This is a genomic window from Paenibacillus antarcticus, from assembly GCF_001637225.1.
Lineage (GTDB): Bacteria > Bacillota > Bacilli > Paenibacillales > Paenibacillaceae > Paenibacillus_AQ > Paenibacillus_AQ antarcticus.
The window spans coordinates 199,432-217,548 of record NZ_LVJI01000054.1 but is presented as its reverse complement, the minus strand read 5'-3'; the positions used below and the strand labels follow the sequence as shown (position 1 = coordinate 217,548).

The window sequence follows — 18,117 nt, the reverse complement described above, 5'->3', positions numbered from 1 at the left end:
TTGTCCTATCCTAGATCGATTCGATTACACTCCTAAATAGTAATGTCTTATCGGTTGGCATACGTCGTCCAATTCATACACCAGGGGTATGCCGGTTGGTATATTCAAATCTGCTATGCCATCTGAGGGGATGTTGTCCAGATATTGAACAAGTCCTCGAATGGTATTGCCATGTGCAGATATGATGATTTTTTGATTAGAGAGTAGCGAAGACTTAATGACTTCTTGCCAGTAATGCAGTACTCTTCGCTCTGTATCTTCCAAATTTTCAGTTAATGGAACCTGGTCGGAAATATCTTTGTACCTCGGGTCAAAACCATCATATCTTGTATCACTTCGTTCAAGTGCAGGTGGCCTTACATCGACAGATCTTCTCCAGAGGTGGACTTGTTCTTCTCCATATTTGGTCGCAGTCTCCGCTTTATTCAGTCCTTGAAGTGCGCCATAGTGCCGTTCGTTCAACATCCATGATTTATGTACAGGAATCCACATAAAATTCATCTGATCTAGTATGATCCATAAGGTTCTTATCGCTCGTTTGAGTACAGAAGTGTAAGCTACGTCGAATGTATAGCCACTATCTCTCAAGATTTCTCCTGCTTTTCTTGCTTCAAGTAGACCATTTGATGATAGATCAACATCGGTCCAACCCGTAAATCTATTTTCCAAATTCCACTCACTTTGACCATGACGAACGAGCACGATTTTTTGCATCTTAACACTCCTTTTTTTTTGATAATATATTGTATTAAATTTTAATTATCCCCCCCCTGTTTCGATCCTTATTATATAGCAATGTAAGATACAATCGGATGAATATCCTCGATATACATAAGAGTCCATGTTGCGATCAGCAGATCGTTATGAGTCTCAGCCCATAAAGCGTATAATGAATACATCCTATGGAAAAGAGGCACACCATGATTCGTCCAGCACACATCAGAGACATGAATGAAATATGCGAATTGATTTATTATATTATGAAGGATAAACATTCCTATTTCACCGAGAATTTCCCTAAAGATACAGTCATGTCATTCATTAAACATTTGTATGTTCAGGATATGAGCTATTTCAGTTATAAATTTATTATTGTTCAAGAAATAGCTGCTAACATAGCTGGTATTGCTTTAGGTTATGATGGGAGACTAAACACAGAATTCCAGAAACAATGGGATCCTTCCGTCGAAGATTATTTTGGTAAAGATGAGGATGAATTTGAGAGTAGTGAAGCGCAACATGACGAATTCCACCTCGATACGTTGGCCGTGGTCGAAACCTACCGTGGACAAGGCATAGGGTCGAGTTTGTTGACTGCAGTTGAGCAAATCGCACGTCTTCAAGGGCATCATAAGTTCTCGCTTAATGTATCCGTCGATAATCCAAACGCACAGAAATTATATGAGAAACATGGTTTCATAATGGATTCTTCTTTCCATATTTCAGAACACTTATATTACCACATGATTAAGCCACTTATGTAAGAATTTGAATGCATCATTGTGGGCATGATATATCTTACAGTACTCCTTCCCAGTACAAAACAAGAGCCGGCTCTTGTTTTGTACCTTCATTATCATTCCCTGTAATACATTCTACATAGAATTCGAGCTTATTTGCTCCATAATAATATCTGCGGTTCTCTCACCATTTGCTATACAATCGGGAATACCTACACCATAATAAGAACATCCGGCTAGGATGACATTTGGATAGTGACTCGCCATCTTCCTCTCAAGAGATTCTACGATCTGATGATGGCGAATATGGTAATTAGGCATTGTATTGTGCCATTTCGTTACATCACAACTTATCGGCTGTGCGTTAATACCAAGACTAATCTGTATATCTTGCAGTGCTACCTGCTGAAGTTCCTCCTCCGAGAGCTTAATCAGCGCTTCATAATGAGGTCCTGAACTCTTATAAAAGAGTCTAACGAGCAATCGTTGATGTTCAGACGTATGCTCCCATTTACGACTAGTCCAAGTGCAAGCATGACACTTCACATCATCACTATTAGCTGTGATGAATCCTGTTCCATCCGCAGGCAATTGACTATCAGGAATATCGAACCCAAGATATACACTGATTAGAGAACTATTAATTAACTGATTGAAATCCTCATTCAAGCTCTCGTCTTGGAGCAATGCTTGTGCTGTATTATGCATTGTCCCTAATACAACCATATCTGCATCTAAAGTACGGCCATTCACAAGTGTAACTCGGTATTGAGCTCCTAGTTTTTCAACCCGTTCAGCATGAACACCTTTGATAATCTCGGCATCAGACAAATGCTCTTCCATCGCATCAATTATCGCAGAAACACCGCCCTTGAAAGACATGAACTTCTTATCGCCATTCCCTTGAAATTTGCTCTTATTAGCCGATAATCCTTTAATAATACTGCCATATTCGTTCTTGTAATCAATTAAATAAGGTAGCGTTGAAGCAATCGTAAGATCATCCAGATTTCCTGAATAAACACCGGAGAGAACCGGTGAAATTTGCTTATTCACGAGTTCTTTTCCAAAGAAAGCTTCTAAGAAATCACCTACAGAATCATCCTTCGTAAACTTATCATTTGGGGTGTACAAATCTTTCAGCGCTTCTACTTTCCCTTCGGCAGAGATCAGTTCCGTTTTAGCAAGTGACTCAATACTTAACGGTATTCCAAAGACAGCGTCCTTCGGAATTTGCTTGAGTTTACCTTCCGTATAGATAAAGGATGTCCCCGTTGCGTTATATACTACCTCATCCTGAAGGCCCAACTCTTCAATAAGGGGAGCGACATTGGTCTTACGCGTTACAATAGAATCCGCACCAGACTCCATCGTGAATTCTCCCTCATGAAGTGTTCGGAGCTTTCCACCTAATCTATCATTAGCTTCAACCAGTACGATATTAACGTCCAAGTTGTTACTATGTATGTTTTTGTGTAAATAGTAAGCGGTGGACAATCCCGTTATTCCCCCGCCGATTACGACGACTGTTCTCAAATGTAAGACACCTACTTCCTTCATTAATGGCTGTTTCAATACAATTAAGTACATTATAACATAGGGAATTAAATGAAAATGTATACAGGACGTGACGTTAATCTATATAGATTCACACAAGTTCAATCTATTTAACAATACAAAAAAACCACGAAAATTCGCGGTCGTCTTAGTCCAAGGAATATAACACGTATTATTTCTTTTTCTTCTGAATAAGAACTTGTTCTTCTTCTTTCTGGCTACTTTTAATGATAGCGTAAGCAATATGTCCCATCATTCCTAAGAACAAACCTGTACCGACGATAATATAAATCATGGTAAACACTTTACCAAGAGATGTCTGCGGTTCAAAGCTCGGATGCCCAACTGTACTAAGGGTAACTACGCAAAAGTACAATGCGTCCATGATAGAGAGTCCTTCTTCTTTACTGTAGAAGAGTGTTCCAGAAATAAGCATCAGGACAATCAAAAAGAATAACACTTGGAAATTTTTAAGCTTAAATGCATGAAATATGCCGCTCAAAAGACGTTTCGCTGTAAGTAAAAAAGAAATCATAGATGTCACCTCTCTCAAACGAATCAACTCTGCACACAATATGAAAATACAATGAAATCACGGATTCTCGTACACTCAGAGGTACATATTATATCATTAAATATGAATAACAGGCTACCCTTAGGTAGCCTGTTATTCATCTCTTACAGCAAGCTAGACCAGATGATTTGTTTCGTGCCTAGCACTGACTCAGGTACCCATGAAGAAGTCGATGGTACGAAGAATACGACAATCAAGTTCTCAACCGGATCAACGAAGAATCCCGATCTGCCTGCTCCTTCCAGTTGGTAAGTCCCAACTGACTCATAGGCAAGATGATTAATTGCAAGGTCAAACCCTAAAGCATGACCTTTATCTTTGATTTGGCCACCCCAATGATAAGCAGGAATGTTGAACAAATGACGTCGAGTCAACAGATCCACCGATTTCCTTCCCAAGATGCGCTCCCCTTCAAAACTTCCTCCGTTCAGCAGCATTTGTCCGAAACGCCACATATCGTAAAGGGTAGAATAAAGACCCCCGTCCGAACGTGGAGGGTTAAGTGAATTATCGTCTTGTACGCTTAATCTCTCGATATCCGATGCTTCTACCGAACATACCTCCGAACGCAAATGCTCAGGCACATCAAAGAATGTTCGCGTCATCCCAAGTGGATGAATAATATTCGCTAACACATAATCTTCATACTTAATACCTGATACGCGTGAAACGATCTCACCGAGTAATGCGAACCCTGCTGATGAGTAATTATAAGCATCCCCTGGCTGACAAATAAGTGGTCCTTGCAGTACTTTACGAATCCAATTCTCCATACCATTTACGCCCCACCACTCTCGCGGATAGGGTTCATTATAATACCCTGTCACTGGCAGAATACCGGAAGTATGCGTCAATAAATGAAACAAGGTAATATCTTTATGTACAGGTGTGTTGAACTCTTCCAATATAGTAGATACAGGTTGATCAATGTAGAGCTGACCATCTTCAATCAATTTCATGATGCTTACACTTGTGAACGCTTTCGTGATTGAAGAAATCTTTCGTATGGAGTCGGGTTGCAAGTCCCCCTTGTCTATCGTTCCATGAAGTCTACCCATCGATTTCCATGCTGCGATCTTCCCATGTCGTGCAACAAGATAACTCGCTGCTTGAATTTTGTCTAGCTTAATTAGATAGTGAAAGTGACTAACCAATTTATTCAATTGTCCGGCGTTCATCTCTACCGCCTCAGGCTCTACATCCAATTCTCCTTCAGTTATTCTCAGGTTGATCAATAAGTTACTCATTCTCTTCGCTCACTCCCTTGAAATTCTAACAATGGATATATTCTACATTAGTCATTCTTCTTGCGTCCATATAGGTCTTATCAATTCGTTTCTAATTGTAAGATTTCATTGATTTGTATCATAACTCACACCTTATTAAATGGATTCACAAGCTTCCAATGAGTATAATGACATAAGAAATATATAGAAATCGACTTATGAATTTAGGAGATGAATACCAGATGAAACAAAACAAATATGATGATTCAAATTTCTTTTCCGCTTATAAGCAAATGGCTCGTTCAATCAAAGGCCTTGAAGGAGCAGGAGAATGGCATGTATTAAAAGCGTTAATGCCAGACTTGCAGAATAAAAGTGTGCTAGATCTTGGGTGTGGTTTTGGGTGGCATTGTCTATACGCTCGGGAACAACAGGCAAGTTCAGTTATAGGTGTAGATATATCTGAAAATATGCTTCAAAAGGCTCGTGAACAAACGAATGATCCTGCCATTTCTTATGTGCAATTGCCGATTGAAGATATCGAATTCTCAAATTCACAATTTGATGTAGTGATTAGTTCATTGGCTTTCCACTATATCGAATCATTCGCAGACATTAGCAAAAAAGTGTATGCATTTCTGAAACCAGGCGGTACTTTCTTGTTTTCCGTTGAACATCCTATTTTCACTTCTCGCGATGAACAAGATTGGCACTATGATGGTCAAGGAAATCCTCAACATTGGCCAGTAGATCAATATCAATCAGAAGGTGTACGTACAACATCATTCTTAGCACCCGATGTTATTAAATATCATCGCACAATCTCTACCTATATGAATGACATCATTGAGGCTGGATTTGTAATAAAAGCAGTTAAAGAACCTATGCCATCCGATGAAATGCTGAAGAGTGATCCACTGATGCAACATGAGAATCGTAGGCCTATGTTCTTGATTATTTCTGCAGTAAAAGCATGAGCTTCGAACGAGTAGATTGCAATGAAATGCAATGATTAGTAATTGATCTTACAAATAGAAATAACCGTGAAAAACTAAACATGATATTACTTAGTCTCTTTTTCACGGTTATTTAACGTTGTTTCGCACTTTTACCAAATGACCCACATTCTATTATTTAATAAATACAATTGGCATTTGACCAACATATGAATTTTCTCATGCGACATGATACATAAAACGCATTTTCAATGGCCTGTTCAATCATGTATTGTTAAGTTAGTTAAATCCAGGAAAATTAGAAAGATCGGATAAGCGGATCAAGAATACAGCAATAGATATTATGGCTAGAAATATGATTGTAAACGTTTGTTTCAACGAATCCTTAGCACGAACATGAGTCAATATCCCTCCAATAGAGGTAACACCAAGCACCAATGCCCCTGCAGCTGTCCAGCTTGGATCCCAGTAACCAACAATTAGTGCAGCAGCACCGACGAGTTCAACGAATCCCGTTACAACACGGAACCATTGCGGTAACCTCCAATGTTTAAAATTTTCAACATGCATCTTTGACCCTGTTATCTTTCCGAATCCAGCCATCAAGAACATAAGCCCAAGTATTCCTTGTAATATAAATGTTACAATATCCAATTTGATTCCCCCTTTTTTAATGCAACCTGTACAGGCACATTAAGGTGTAAAATAAAAGTGCAGTCGTAACTGCAACTCGTATAAGCACATTATAATCAGTTTCTAGTCGTTTGACTAGTACCTAAATAGTATGAATTAATTATGAACATCCATAAACTTAAATCGCGAAAAATTCAACTCGGTTCATAACATCCGCAATGGTATATTTCCCTAAATACTCAATGGTTTGTTGTTCAGCTTCATAGAGAATCCGTTCTAATTCCACGTCTAGTTGTTCCGCCGCTGCTCCACAGTCTACATCAACCTCTGGCTCTGCTGACCCTGTACTTACTGCTAAGTATATGTCGCCTAGCGTAATCTGGTCTGCAGGTCTTCGTAGAGTATATCCACCCTCACGTCCTCCCTTGGACTCCACGATATCTGCCGTCGCTAATGCTTGCATCACTCTGCGCATAAAGGTTGCATGCGAATCGACTTGGTCTGCAATCATGGCGCTCGATAGTATACTGCCGCTTTTAGCTAACCAGACAATCGAATGAACGGCTATTTTAAAACGAGGAGGTCCAATGTTTACTCCACGATTTGCTGTACTCATGAATATCACTCCTATAGGTTTCGTTGTAATAATTCTAGCTTAACAAGTCTTAATTATTTATTGCAATTTCAATAAGCACATTATAGGACATTATCTATTCGTGTTCAAGGAAGCATAATAAAGAACCTGGCAAAATTCAACTACCAGGTTTTCATATTAACTACTATCTACTAAATAAAGGCTTAAATATTCTCCTGTTTTAACGCATCAATTATGTTTTCTTTCTTCACTTTGGAGCTGGCATATAACATGGCTGAAATAACAATGATAAATACAGCAACGATGACATACCCAATACTTAGCCAAGGAAGGGAGAATTCATAGGTAAAACTGTTCCCCAATCCCTTGTGGATCAAATACATAACGACTACACTAATCGGAAGCCCGTAGAGTAATGACTTCATGCCGTAAAATATACTTTCATAATTAATCATTTTATTAAAGCCCTTTGGTGTCATACCCACAGATTTCAACATCGCAAACTCTCGTTTTCGAAGTGAGATACTCGTCGATATGGTATTGAAAATATTAGCAATTGAGATTAACGTAATTAATGCGATGAACCCATACGTGAATACCGACATTAACATGATCATCTGTTCTTCCTTTTGTCTCTGTTGATACTTATTAACTACATATATATTATTCTCTTTCAACTCTTCAATTTCTTGTTGTGTGGCCATAGGATCGGAACTATTTAAATAAAGATACGTCTGTATTGTATTCGTCTTATGATCCCTTGTTAATTGATCCATGACTTGTTCAGAAACAATGATATTTAATCCACCTAAACCTAACGTACGAATTCCCATAGGGTATTGATCCGTTAATGCGGCGATTTCTATTTTGCCCAAATGGGTCTCTTCTTCTGTTTCCCAATCCTTATTCATTAGATCAATGCTCTGACCCGTGTTCATATGAATAGCCTTCGTTTCAACATATCTCTTCTCTATTTCTGTTTCATAGGTAATCGTATCAATCACAATCGCAGAACCAAGGTTCGGGTCCGTTAGTTGTTTATAATCTGCACCAATCGCTTGTGCATAGGACTTTAAATCTTGTTCATCTAATGAATTCACAATAATATAGTAGGGATATTTCCCATCCTTAAGAATACTGTTATCGTTCTTCAAATCCTCTTGCAGTTTATCAGCAATGGATGCTTCATCAAGCCATGTGTTAACATTTAGTTCCTTTACCCGGGTATAGTCCGTTACATCCGGCAGAGTTGAAATCGTTTGTATTAATTGATCATTCTTTTCAGCATTATTATTACCCATATAGACTTGAATATCGTAATTCACACCAGCCTGTGAGAGGTCAAGCGACTTCTTCATATTGGATGTGAAAGAAGATACCGTTAAAAACAGCACAATACTAATAGTTAGGGAGAATACCGTTGCTTGATATCTTCGTTTATTCCTCTTTAAGTTCTTCAGCCCTATTTCAGCTTCTATTCCAAATAACATACGAACGAACTTAGATGTTTTAACTGATTTACCTGTCAGCTTAACATCTGTTGTTTGTCGAATTGCATCAATAGCAGAGATCTTAGCTGCTCTTATAGCAGGTATATAAGTTGAAATAAAAATCGTTAGGATTGAAATAGCGCATGCAACTAATATGGACAATGGGGTAACGGATACGGTTAATGTTCCTGTTAGTCCTAGAGCACCTTGGATGATCGAGTTAATGAACCAAAAAGTTATTCCTATACCCGTAAGACCGCAAATGATCCCAATGGGGATACTGATTAAACCGATCATTGCTCCCTCGAAAAACACTGAATTTTTCTTCTGTCTATTCGTCGCTCCAACACTCGATAACATACCTAAGTGACGATAACGTTCTGAGACGGAAATAGCGAACGCATTATATATTAATGATACCGAACCAACAATAATGACTCCCATAATAATCACGGACATCGAGAGAATGGTACTACGTAAGTTATCATTATTCGTCACACCGTAAAACCGCAATAATTCATTATTAAATTCAATGGATTTGGAGTCTATGTTATTTGTCTTTGCTAAATCCTTGGCATGCGTAAACAGAGAGCTCTTCACCTTGTCTAATAGAACCGTAGCATTTACGATATCATCCGAGCCCAATATACTTTCGTTTACATAACTAAGAATCGTATACCCAGGTGCCCATGTTGGTTCCCATGTTGGACGTTTTATGAAGCCCACAATCGTGTAACTTTCCTTTGTTGTATCAATTAATTGTTCCACAATTGCATCTTGCTGGAATTGTAATGAATCTGTTTGAGTTAGTGTTCGGACATTACCCTCTTCATCCTCAAGTAGCCGTGTTCCAACATCTAGGTTCAATGTATCCCCCAGTTTGTAAGATACTTTAGCCTTCGTAGCAATTTCCTCCGAGAGCACAACTTCATTAGCCGCTTGCGGAAGTCGTCCTGAACTTAGCTCAATCGGGAATTTTTTGAAACCTTGATCATTATACGCCTTGATATATAAATAAGGTTTATTCGCATTCTCCGTGCCTGCTAATCGTGCGTACCCAAGATCTTTCGAAACGACTAGTGTCTTTGTTTCTTCATCCGCATCAATCGCTTTAAGTTGAGACTTGTTCACATCCTTGTAAAGGACATGCCACTCCCCATTACTTGCAATGGTTTCTTTTTGCATTAAAGCCATGAAAGATACACCAAGGGTTGATACAGCCGTCACCATTGCTACGGAAATAATGACTCCAATGATGGTCACAAGCGTACGTCTTTTATTCTGCTTCAAATGTCTTATGGTTAATTTATTGACAATATTCACGGACGAATCACCTCGTCCTTAGCAATCCTTCCATCTTCTATGGTGATGATTCGGTCAGCTTGTAGCGCAATCCGTTCATCATGAGTAATGACAATAAGCGTCTGCTTATAGGTTTTATTAAACATTTTTAATAACTCAATGATTTCATTTCCATTCTTACTATCTAAATTACCGGTTGGCTCGTCTGCTAACATGATGGCTGGCTTACTGATTAGCGCTCTTCCTATCGAGACACGTTGTTGTTGTCCACCCGAAAGTTGATTCGGTAGATGGTTTAAGCGATTTTCTAGATTTAAAGTCTTCACGATCTCATCGAATTGCTTCTTATCCACCTTATGTCCATCGAGCAACAAGGGTAGCGTAATATTCTCTTCCACCGTTAGGACGGGTATTAAGTTATAGAATTGATAAATTAAGCCGATTTGTCTACGTCTGAAGATTGCTAGCTCTGTTTCATTAAGGTTATAAATGTCTGTGTTATCTACAAATACCTTTCCACTGGTCGGTGTATCTACACCACCAAGCATGTGCAGAATGGTTGATTTCCCCGAACCTGATGGACCGATAATCGCGACAAATTCCCCTTTTTTTATCGAAAAAGAAACATCATAAAGTGCCTTGACTGCCGTTTCTCCTTTACCATACGTTTTAGACAAATTCTCAATTGTTAAAATATCCATTGTAAGACCTCCATATATGCTTATGAGATCATTATATCTGCCTAAGATGACTATCAAGTGACTGTAATATGACTATATAGTCACTTGTTTGTAGAACTTAATATGAAACTGAGTACCTTTTCCTACCTCACTCGATACATGAATATCGCCATTTTGACTTGTAATAATACTGTGAGCCAGGGCAAGCCCAATTCCAATACTATCTTCACTTGCATTCTTTCCTTTATAAAATCGTTTGAAAACATAAGGTAACTCTTCCTTAGGTATTCCTTTACCGTTATCATCAATAATGATCTCCGTAAACAAGGTGTTTTCTGTAAAAGAAATAGATATTTCGCCCCCTTCAGGCGTGTGCTCCACACCATTTTTCAGAATATTGATGATGGCTTCGGTTGTCCAATTAAGGTCGCCAATAAATGTGACGCTATCTTTGCCCTGTATCGAGAGTGTTTGTTCCTTTATGTCCATAGGAATCAGTACCGGCTCTAATGATTTGCGAAGAAGCTTGTCTACCGATATGTAATCTTTCTTAAAATGTACCGTTCCTGCGTCGAGCTTCGAGAACTTTAATAACGAAGATACAAGCCAACCGATCCGTTCGAGTTGAATACTTATATTACGTGTGAATTCAGTTCTTTTCTCCGGAGGAAGTTCGGGTTCACTTAACAAATCTGCCATCACAGTCATGGAAGTTAGTGGCGTTTTGAGTTGGTGGGATATATCAGAGATAGCATTGGTAAGCTGGACTTTCTCATCTTGCAAAAGTGAACTTTGTTCAGATAACATTAACGTTACTTTATAAATATCGTTCTTCAGGATACTAAGCTCACCTTCTTGATTATCACGAACATCAAGAGCATAATCGCCAGCACTAATTCGACGCAAACCACCCGATAACTTCTCAATCTCGTTATATCTCCATCTCGTAAACATGATGCAACATCCAATAAGTAAAGATGTAGTGATAGCAATGAGTAATGCAGCATTAAATGAAATCATTACGTACCCTGCAACGACTGCCACTAGACTGATCGAGCACATGGTTAGAAGGAACAATCGAATCTCTATATTGCGTAACATGCTAATCACCCACCTTATAACCTAAGCCACGCACTGTTTTGATAATCGTCGGATCTTGAGCGTTATCTTCTAACTTTTCCCGTAGCCTCTTGATGTAAACCGTTAATGTATTATCATTCACGAAGTCGCCTGCCACATCCCAGATTCTCTCCAATAGCTGATTCCTTGAAAGAACTTGTCCAAGATGATTAGCAAAGATAAGTAATAGCCTGTACTCTAAAGCAGTAAGTGAAATCTCATCGCCGTTCTTATACACCTTGCCTTCAAGTGTGTTAATTCGAACATGTTCTATTTCAATGATTGATTTGGTCTGCGCCTGTTTATGATATCGCCGCAAGACTGACTTGATCCGTGAGAGAAGTTCACGAATACGAAAAGGTTTAGTTATATAATCATCTGCTCCCATATCTAACCCCATCACGACATTCACCTCATCATCGATCGCCGTTAAAAAGATGACAGGTATATCACTGCGTTCCTTCACAATCTTGCACAATTCATAACCAGTACCGTCAGGCAAGGAAATATCAAATATACATAATGTGAATTGATCTAATTGTTCGTTTAATACCCGTTGGGCCGATCCAACATCATAACAAAGAACCGTCGTGAATTGATCTTGTTGCAGCGAATATTCAAGGCCTGATGCAATCGTTCTATCGTCTTCCACCAATAAAATTTTCATTATAAAAACCACCTAACTTAAATATCTATCTCGTATTCTTTCCCCAATCATGGCCTACCTATCGTCGATGAGGCAATATTAGTTATCGAATCATTGAAATCTTACCTTAATATCAAAAAAGCAGCAAATTCCACTCTGGAATCTGCTGCCTCTTTAATAGAATCTATTATTATGTGCTCTCTTTAGCTGTAGATTGTCCGATCAATCGATTTCGTCCAGAAGCTACGCCAAATATCAACAGTAACACCGCGGTCACGAACATAACAATCAGTGGAATCTTCCATCCGTTCGTTGCGTCATGCAGAAATCCAAATAACGTAGGTCCAATGGCTGCCAACAGATAACCCATGGATTGTGCCATACCAGAAAGTTCAGCCGCGTCATGAGCATTTGAAGTACGAAGTCCGAATAACATCATGGCTAGACTGAATGCACAACCTGATCCAATGCCTATTAATATTGCCCACACTAGAGTGAACGTATCATTACCAGAGAGAAGCCCCCCAATTCCAATGAAGTAGAACACTGCTGCTAGGACTACAAGAATATTCTGATTCTTCATTCGTCCTGCCAATATGGGTACGATAAAGGTTACTGGAAGTAACGCCATTTGCATGATAGACACCGTCCAGCCAGCTGTATCTGAACTCATCCCCTGGCTTTTCAGGATATCTGGAAGCCATGAAATGACCACATAAAAGAGCATAGATTGCAGTCCCATAAAGATTGAAATATACCAAGCGAGAGGTGACTTCCATAAATTAGTGCGATTCTGGTTGGTTGCTGATGTGCTTGTTTGTTCCTGCTGCTTACGTCTTATTTGTGGAATCCACACGATAAGAGTCACCAATGCTAATACGATCCATATTCCCATTGCGCCTTTCCATCCCAAACCAACTTGGTTTGCCATCGGCTCGCTGATTCCAGATGCAATTGCACCACTGAAATTCATTGAAACGGAATATATACCAATCATTACACCAATTTTCAAAGGATAATTAGCTTTGATAAGACTTGGCATGAGTACATTACAGATTGCGATTCCAAGACCTAGAATAACCGTTCCAATCAGTAATGTTACAATACCTGCAGAAGAACGTACTGCCATCCCTACAATAAGAAGAAATAATGAGCCAAAAAGAACCATTGGTGTACCAAACCGCCGAGCCATTCTAGGGACAAGAGGTGAAAGAAGCGCAAAAGCTAGCAAAGGTAACGTCGTAATCAAACCGGCTAACGTATTCGATATCCCTAAATCATCTCGAATAGTTCCAATCAGTGGACCCACTGAAGTTAAAGGGGCACGCATATTGGTCGCTATTAATATAATTCCTAAGACAAGTAGCCATCCTTTAGATGGCGATTTCATTGGTGTGTCAGATCTAAGTTGTGATGATTTCACTTACATGTACTCCCTTTCGATATCTCGTTTTAATTGTTCAAAGAACTGCTGCACAATGGCAGCTGCTGCTATTGTATCTTGTGATGCAATAGCCTCTACCAGTTGTGAATGCTCATTGTGTGGTAGTTCATCAGAGAATCTATTACTCAATAAAATGGTGATAGATTCGTGAATGGATTCGGTAATATGTTCATACAGGTCAATGAGCATAAGATTTCCCGTCGATTCTACAATAGTCTGATGTAATTTCAAATCAGCAGTTACATACTTCTCCATATCACGACTTGCCGTATACGAGCTACATTCCCGCTCATAATACCGGATTTTCTCTAAATCCTCTTGGCTGCGCCGTTCAGCAGATAACCTTGCTGCCTCTTGCTCAAGTGCATTCCTAACTTCCAACGTCTCCATCAAGCTGGATTGTTTCGTTCGTCGTTGAATTGCTAAACCAAGAGTACTGCCAGAAGAAACATAGGTACCATCCCCTTGTCTTGTCATTAATACACCCGTATGACAAAGCGCCCTTATCCCTTCACGCAACGTATTGCGGCTTACGTTAAGTTCAACAACTAGGATCGGTTCAGCAGGTATCTTCTTGCCTACCTCCCATTCACCCGATTCAATTAAAGATTCTATCTGTAAAATGACTTGCTCGACTAGATTAAGACGCGTAGTCTTCGTAAGCATGCATCAAACCTCCAAACATAGGATGATTGGATCTATTAAGGTAAAGTACCATATAATCATACTTTTGTATATCTGATAGTTATGGGAATGCGAAAGGGCCCTTGTTATTCAAGGGCTCTTCGTGATTCATATTCTAGAATATCCTTATGGAACGTTTACAACGAAAGGCTCTACTATTTGATCCTTAAGTTCTCCGCCTTCTTCCATATAAGAGACTGTTTGCCGTGCTACTTCATTGTCTTTGGTCGTACCCATCTCCGTTGATATCGGAATATTGAGGATTTGCATTGTACCTCTCTTCACAACAACACCGTGAACAACCACTTCTGCAAGATCAGCAAGGGCCACGATTTCAAATTGTGGGTAAGAAGATGTGTTATGAACCTATGGCTTCCTTGTTTCAATAGTAGAATCCATGAATGGATTGTATACTGCAATGATTATGCACGCTACCAGTAGAATAACTGTTATCATGATTTTCTTAACCATATATACCCTCTGTAAGGGCCAACTTTGTACGACCTATTTCGAATTAGTAATCAACCGATTCATCAAACACACGATTAGCTTCTTGGTGTATGTAATGAAGTAATGCCACGAGATCAGTCAATCGCTGTTCATTTGAATAATAATAACGATCAGGAAGAAGCCGCTTTATATTTATTGCTTCGTAGATTAATCCATGCCACTGTTGCGGCATAATTGTAATTCCATAATAGCCAGCCTCAACTTTACTCTTTATATTATGCTCTTTTATTGTGTATAGTTGCCGTAACATGCCCAGTGTACACCATTCAACTGCTTGATCAAGCTGCTTACCTATACTCTCTTGGTCTTCTAAGTGGATTGATGTCAATTGCTTCTCTAATCGATCTATCATGCTAACCCAGTAGGTATTTAAGTTCTCAATGACATATCCGACCAAAGGTTTAATTTCTACTACATAATTTAAGGATTGTTCCGATCCATATATCTTAAACCCATGATTTTTTAAAATCCACCACGTAATTGGGTTTATATCTGCACCATATCCATTGGTATGCACTTGTTTATTGTAATAGGTTACTAAAGAACTAATTTCGCTTTCTGGTTTCCCCAAATCATTAACGAGTAAGTAAGCTCCCATAATATCAGCCTGTGGAAATTCATTCTCCACATCTTTGTGAGCTTCGGAGATCATTTGGATATCGGACCTATTAGGTGGATCTCGAAGAATTGCAATAAAATCGATATCGCTAGAACCTTCAATATAGTCTCCTAATGCAATCGAACCATATATGTAAACTGATACAATATTCAAATTGTTCATTCCTAAAGAATTACATAACTTATTCATAGTTCGTTCAACGATTTGAGGTAACATACTAACTCCCTTCAGATTCCAATTCTGCGCTCATGTTAATTCCACATCTATGCCTACTGTCTACATTTTGTTCCCCTCTCTATATTTCGCTAAAAATATCCTCGTTATCGCTAAGTAACAATCATCGTTTTATATCACATAATTCGTAATTATGCTATACTCTTTTCACTTAAGTGAGATTTAAGTTTCATAGAGTTAACTTCGCGTGTAATTCTGATAACAATGTCAAATCAAGCTTATCCTTGTCTACCATGCACCACAATATACTCAATTGGAGATGAATCAAATGCTTAATGGATATCGCCAAATCAATCGAAAGATGTTGCGATGGTTATGGTGTCTAGTTATTTTAGGAATAATTGCCTCTATTCCAGTGGTATACCATCGTATGAATACAGAGAGTACATCTAACAATGTCGAATTTGTGTTTAATTACAAGAACCTCCTGCAAATTTCGGATTACAAACCCAATCCGAGACAGTTCGTCGAAGAACAACTAACATTAATGCAACAAGCAGGAATCACATCTATGGCTGTCAATGAAAGTACACTCAACACGTTGAAGCTAAGTCGAAGAATTGAGTTATTCTCATCCCACGAGGCCACCGCTTTAACACAGACACAGATATCACCTGATCAGAACTTTACTTACATATTATTTGCTGAGAAAGATTCAGAGCTTGAAATGAAGACCATGATCGAACAGAACTTCACACGATTAAACATAAAATTCCATCCATGGACCTATAAGCAACAAAACGGTCTCATTATCGAAATGCCTCTAGCAGACGCTTCACTTGTTCCTATGGATCCTGATCCAGTAACGATGACCTTGTTGAAGGATAAGGGGTTCCATATCGTCGCTATGTTATCTAATCATCGCCAACCTTTTTCATTGGATTATATGGAAGATGTATTGAAGGAATTAGATCAATTTGATATACAATCCGTAATTATTGATGGAGCCACCGTACCTGGGTATTCGAACGATGGAGAACCGAATGACATTAACTCAATGGCAGGTCTCTTTAATAAGCATAACGTAGCCGTCGCTTTCATAGAGATGCAAAAGGCTGACCCACTGGGATTTGACACCCTAGCGAATCAACTACATTATAATATATTCCGATTGCATAAATTCTCAGAGAAAGATGCTAGCAAACTTCTGGAGAATGTTACGCTTGAAGAACTAGATCAACAAATTCAACGCTACGCTGACCGATTTGTGTTGGCTGTCAAGGATCGTAACATACGGATGATTCTCTTAAATAGTATTCCTGCTCAAAGTGAAGAATCAGGTATGTACTCAGACCCGCTTAAACATATCTATTCTATTCTTGATGGTACCGATGGGGCTGTTACACGAATCCAAGATGCAGGGTTCACAATCGGCTCAGCACATTCCTTTTCACTTACCGATATAAATATGAATACGATGCTTACCATACTTATCGTTCTAGGCAGTGTATCTTTAATCACGATCATGATGTCAGCCTTTGTTCCCTCTCACGCATTATCTATCTTGATACTGGGGTTGCTAGGCACAGGTGGGATTGGCATTCTTTCTTCTAATCTATTGTACAAAATGTTAGCTCTCGGTGTAGCAATCTCAGCACCAAGTATAGCCTTATTCATAACTATGACTTGGTTACGTAATAAACAGATCACCAAGACATCGACAACACCTTGGTTTGCATTCATCCTCTTTTTGTATACATCACTTATATCACTAATCGGTGGCATTTATATTGTTTCCCTGCTAGATAATGTCACATATTTACTATATATTGATCAGTTTATAGGTGTACGAATGGCCAGTCTGGTCCCCATTGTTCTAGTTGGCCTTTACCTCCTCTTCTTCAACGAAGGACTGACCTTCGAAGGGAAGATTGCAAAGGCCAAACGTCTTCTGTTAACTCACATCAGCGTCCTCTGGGTGATTGGTGCGGGCTTCACCCTTGTTGTCATGCTTTATTATATATCCAGAACAGGAAATGGCGGATCCGCAACTTCTATAGAATTATTCTTCCGGTCATTACTTGAGAATACAATCGGCATACGCCCTAGAAACAAAGAATTCTTGTTCTCTCATCCCTTGTTTATATTAGGTGCATACCTTGCGTTGAGACGTAGACCAGGCGCTTTATATATATTAGCACTAGGGATTATCGGTCAGACTTCTCTCGTAGATACATTTGCACATCTGCATACACCATTTCATATTTCATTGATCCGTGCCACATATGGTGTCATATTTGGCGCCGTCGTAAGCCTGCTATATTTAGGGGTATGGAACGTTCTAGAAATCATATGGAATAAGTTCGTTACTTCATCTGGAAGAAAACCTAGCATCAAAGTGAAGGATAACATCACGATGTAATCAACAACAAGCACACAACCAAGAAA

Annotated in this window: 17 protein-coding genes; 3 read left to right on the top strand and 14 right to left on the bottom strand. The window is 39.0% G+C overall.

All coding sequences use genetic code 11. The features are described 5' to 3' along the window. Positions 1 to 24 precede the first annotated feature (24 nt). Positions 25 to 714, bottom strand: a complete 690-nt coding sequence (gene gpmA, locus PBAT_RS23855) for a 2,3-diphosphoglycerate-dependent phosphoglycerate mutase (protein ID WP_068653149.1) — start codon at positions 712 to 714, stop codon at positions 25 to 27. A 206-nt stretch (positions 715 to 920) separates the two neighbouring features. Here gpmA and PBAT_RS23850 point away from each other — a divergent pair, with 206 nt between their 5' ends. Beyond that, positions 921 to 1,484 (top strand): GNAT family N-acetyltransferase, encoded by a 564-nt coding sequence (locus tag PBAT_RS23850; protein WP_068653148.1) that lies wholly within the window; start codon positions 921 to 923, stop codon positions 1,482 to 1,484. Positions 1,485 to 1,595: 111 nt separating this feature from the next. Here the strand turns inward: PBAT_RS23850 and PBAT_RS23845 are convergent, their stop codons facing one another. From PBAT_RS23845 to PBAT_RS23835, 3 genes are all read right to left on the bottom strand, one after another. Then, the gene (locus tag PBAT_RS23845) at positions 1,596 to 2,996 is read right to left on the bottom strand and encodes a protoporphyrinogen oxidase (protein WP_068653147.1); all 1,401 of its coding nucleotides are present in this window, start codon (positions 2,994 to 2,996) and stop codon (positions 1,596 to 1,598) included. A 193-nt stretch (positions 2,997 to 3,189) separates the two neighbouring features. Continuing rightward, positions 3,190 to 3,552: a potassium channel family protein gene (locus PBAT_RS23840; RefSeq protein WP_068653146.1), complete on the bottom strand. Its 363-nt coding sequence runs from the start codon at positions 3,550 to 3,552 to the stop codon at positions 3,190 to 3,192. 143 nt (positions 3,553 to 3,695) lie between these two features. Beyond that, positions 3,696 to 4,838, bottom strand: a complete 1,143-nt coding sequence (locus PBAT_RS23835; RefSeq protein WP_068653145.1) for a serine hydrolase domain-containing protein — start codon at positions 4,836 to 4,838, stop codon at positions 3,696 to 3,698. A 221-nt stretch (positions 4,839 to 5,059) separates the two neighbouring features. Here PBAT_RS23835 and PBAT_RS23830 point away from each other — a divergent pair, with 221 nt between their 5' ends. Next, entirely contained in the window at positions 5,060 to 5,794 is a 735-nt protein-coding gene (locus tag PBAT_RS23830; RefSeq protein WP_068653144.1) for a class I SAM-dependent methyltransferase, read from the top strand. Positions 5,795 to 6,052: 258 nt separating this feature from the next. Here PBAT_RS23830 and PBAT_RS23825 read toward each other — a convergent pair whose 3' ends face one another. The 10 genes from PBAT_RS23825 to PBAT_RS23785 all read right to left on the bottom strand — a co-directional run bounded on the left by PBAT_RS23825 (position 6,053) and on the right by PBAT_RS23785 (position 15,684). Then, positions 6,053 to 6,427 (bottom strand): DoxX family protein, encoded by a 375-nt coding sequence (locus PBAT_RS23825; protein ID WP_068653143.1) that lies wholly within the window; start codon positions 6,425 to 6,427, stop codon positions 6,053 to 6,055. A 157-nt stretch (positions 6,428 to 6,584) separates the two neighbouring features. After that, on the bottom strand, positions 6,585 to 7,022 hold the full coding sequence (locus PBAT_RS23820) for an RrF2 family transcriptional regulator (RefSeq protein ID WP_068653142.1): 438 nt from the start codon (positions 7,020 to 7,022) through the stop codon (positions 6,585 to 6,587). 182 nt (positions 7,023 to 7,204) lie between these two features. After that, the gene (locus PBAT_RS23815; RefSeq protein WP_068653141.1) at positions 7,205 to 9,814 is read right to left on the bottom strand and encodes an FtsX-like permease family protein; all 2,610 of its coding nucleotides are present in this window, start codon (positions 9,812 to 9,814) and stop codon (positions 7,205 to 7,207) included. Then, positions 9,811 to 10,494, bottom strand: a complete 684-nt coding sequence (locus PBAT_RS23810) for an ABC transporter ATP-binding protein (protein WP_068653140.1) — start codon at positions 10,492 to 10,494, stop codon at positions 9,811 to 9,813. Before PBAT_RS23810 ends, PBAT_RS23815 begins: the two co-directional genes overlap by 4 nt. Positions 10,495 to 10,566: 72 nt before the next feature. Continuing rightward, positions 10,567 to 11,574: a sensor histidine kinase gene (locus PBAT_RS23805; protein WP_068653139.1), complete on the bottom strand. Its 1,008-nt coding sequence runs from the start codon at positions 11,572 to 11,574 to the stop codon at positions 10,567 to 10,569. Between the two features lies 1 nt (position 11,575). Next, positions 11,576 to 12,259 carry a response regulator transcription factor gene (locus tag PBAT_RS23800; protein ID WP_068653138.1) on the bottom strand — a complete coding sequence of 228 codons (684 nt, stop codon included), beginning with the start codon at positions 12,257 to 12,259 and terminating at the stop codon, positions 11,576 to 11,578. Between the two features lie 169 nt (positions 12,260 to 12,428). Beyond that, positions 12,429 to 13,661 carry a CynX/NimT family MFS transporter gene (locus PBAT_RS23795; protein ID WP_246168234.1) on the bottom strand — a complete coding sequence of 411 codons (1,233 nt, stop codon included), beginning with the start codon at positions 13,659 to 13,661 and terminating at the stop codon, positions 12,429 to 12,431. Beyond that, complete coding sequence (locus tag PBAT_RS23790; RefSeq protein WP_068653137.1) at positions 13,662 to 14,348, bottom strand: FadR/GntR family transcriptional regulator; 687 nt, start codon at positions 14,346 to 14,348, stop codon at positions 13,662 to 13,664. It abuts the gene before it with no gap. 144 nt (positions 14,349 to 14,492) lie between these two features. Then, positions 14,493 to 14,696 (bottom strand): hypothetical protein, encoded by a 204-nt coding sequence (locus PBAT_RS25465; RefSeq protein ID WP_149466333.1) that lies wholly within the window; start codon positions 14,694 to 14,696, stop codon positions 14,493 to 14,495. A 184-nt stretch (positions 14,697 to 14,880) separates the two neighbouring features. Continuing rightward, positions 14,881 to 15,684 carry a nucleotidyltransferase domain-containing protein gene (locus tag PBAT_RS23785; protein WP_169810176.1) on the bottom strand — a complete coding sequence of 268 codons (804 nt, stop codon included), beginning with the start codon at positions 15,682 to 15,684 and terminating at the stop codon, positions 14,881 to 14,883. Between the two features lie 346 nt (positions 15,685 to 16,030). On the opposite strand from PBAT_RS23785, the gene PBAT_RS23780 reads away from it, so the two are divergent. After that, positions 16,031 to 18,091, top strand: coding sequence for a DUF5693 family protein (locus PBAT_RS23780; RefSeq protein WP_169810175.1), 2,061 nt, complete (start codon positions 16,031 to 16,033; stop codon positions 18,089 to 18,091). Positions 18,092 to 18,117: the final 26 nt, after the last annotated feature.

Excerpts from the sequence above, each read along its gene's own strand:
- gpmA (WP_068653149.1), bottom strand. The coding sequence starts at position 714 with ATGCAAAAAATCGTGCTCGTTCGTCATGGTCAAAGTGAGTGGAATTTG.
- PBAT_RS23850 (WP_068653148.1), top strand. The coding sequence starts at position 921 with ATGATTCGTCCAGCACACATCAGAGACATGAATGAAATATGCGAATTG.
- PBAT_RS23840 (WP_068653146.1), bottom strand. The coding sequence starts at position 3,552 with ATGATTTCTTTTTTACTTACAGCGAAACGTCTTTTGAGCGGCATATTT.
- PBAT_RS23835 (WP_068653145.1), bottom strand. The coding sequence starts at position 4,838 with ATGAGTAACTTATTGATCAACCTGAGAATAACTGAAGGAGAATTGGAT.
- PBAT_RS23830 (WP_068653144.1), top strand. The coding sequence starts at position 5,060 with ATGAAACAAAACAAATATGATGATTCAAATTTCTTTTCCGCTTATAAG.
- PBAT_RS23820 (WP_068653142.1), bottom strand. The coding sequence starts at position 7,022 with ATGAGTACAGCAAATCGTGGAGTAAACATTGGACCTCCTCGTTTTAAA.
- PBAT_RS23810 (WP_068653140.1), bottom strand. The coding sequence starts at position 10,494 with ATGGATATTTTAACAATTGAGAATTTGTCTAAAACGTATGGTAAAGGA.
- PBAT_RS23805 (WP_068653139.1), bottom strand. The coding sequence starts at position 11,574 with ATGTTACGCAATATAGAGATTCGATTGTTCCTTCTAACCATGTGCTCG.
- PBAT_RS23800 (WP_068653138.1), bottom strand. The coding sequence starts at position 12,259 with ATGAAAATTTTATTGGTGGAAGACGATAGAACGATTGCATCAGGCCTT.
- PBAT_RS23790 (WP_068653137.1), bottom strand. The coding sequence starts at position 14,348 with ATGCTTACGAAGACTACGCGTCTTAATCTAGTCGAGCAAGTCATTTTA.
- PBAT_RS23785 (WP_169810176.1), bottom strand. The coding sequence starts at position 15,684 with ATGAATAAGTTATGTAATTCTTTAGGAATGAACAATTTGAATATTGTA.
- PBAT_RS23780 (WP_169810175.1), top strand. The coding sequence starts at position 16,031 with ATGTTGCGATGGTTATGGTGTCTAGTTATTTTAGGAATAATTGCCTCT.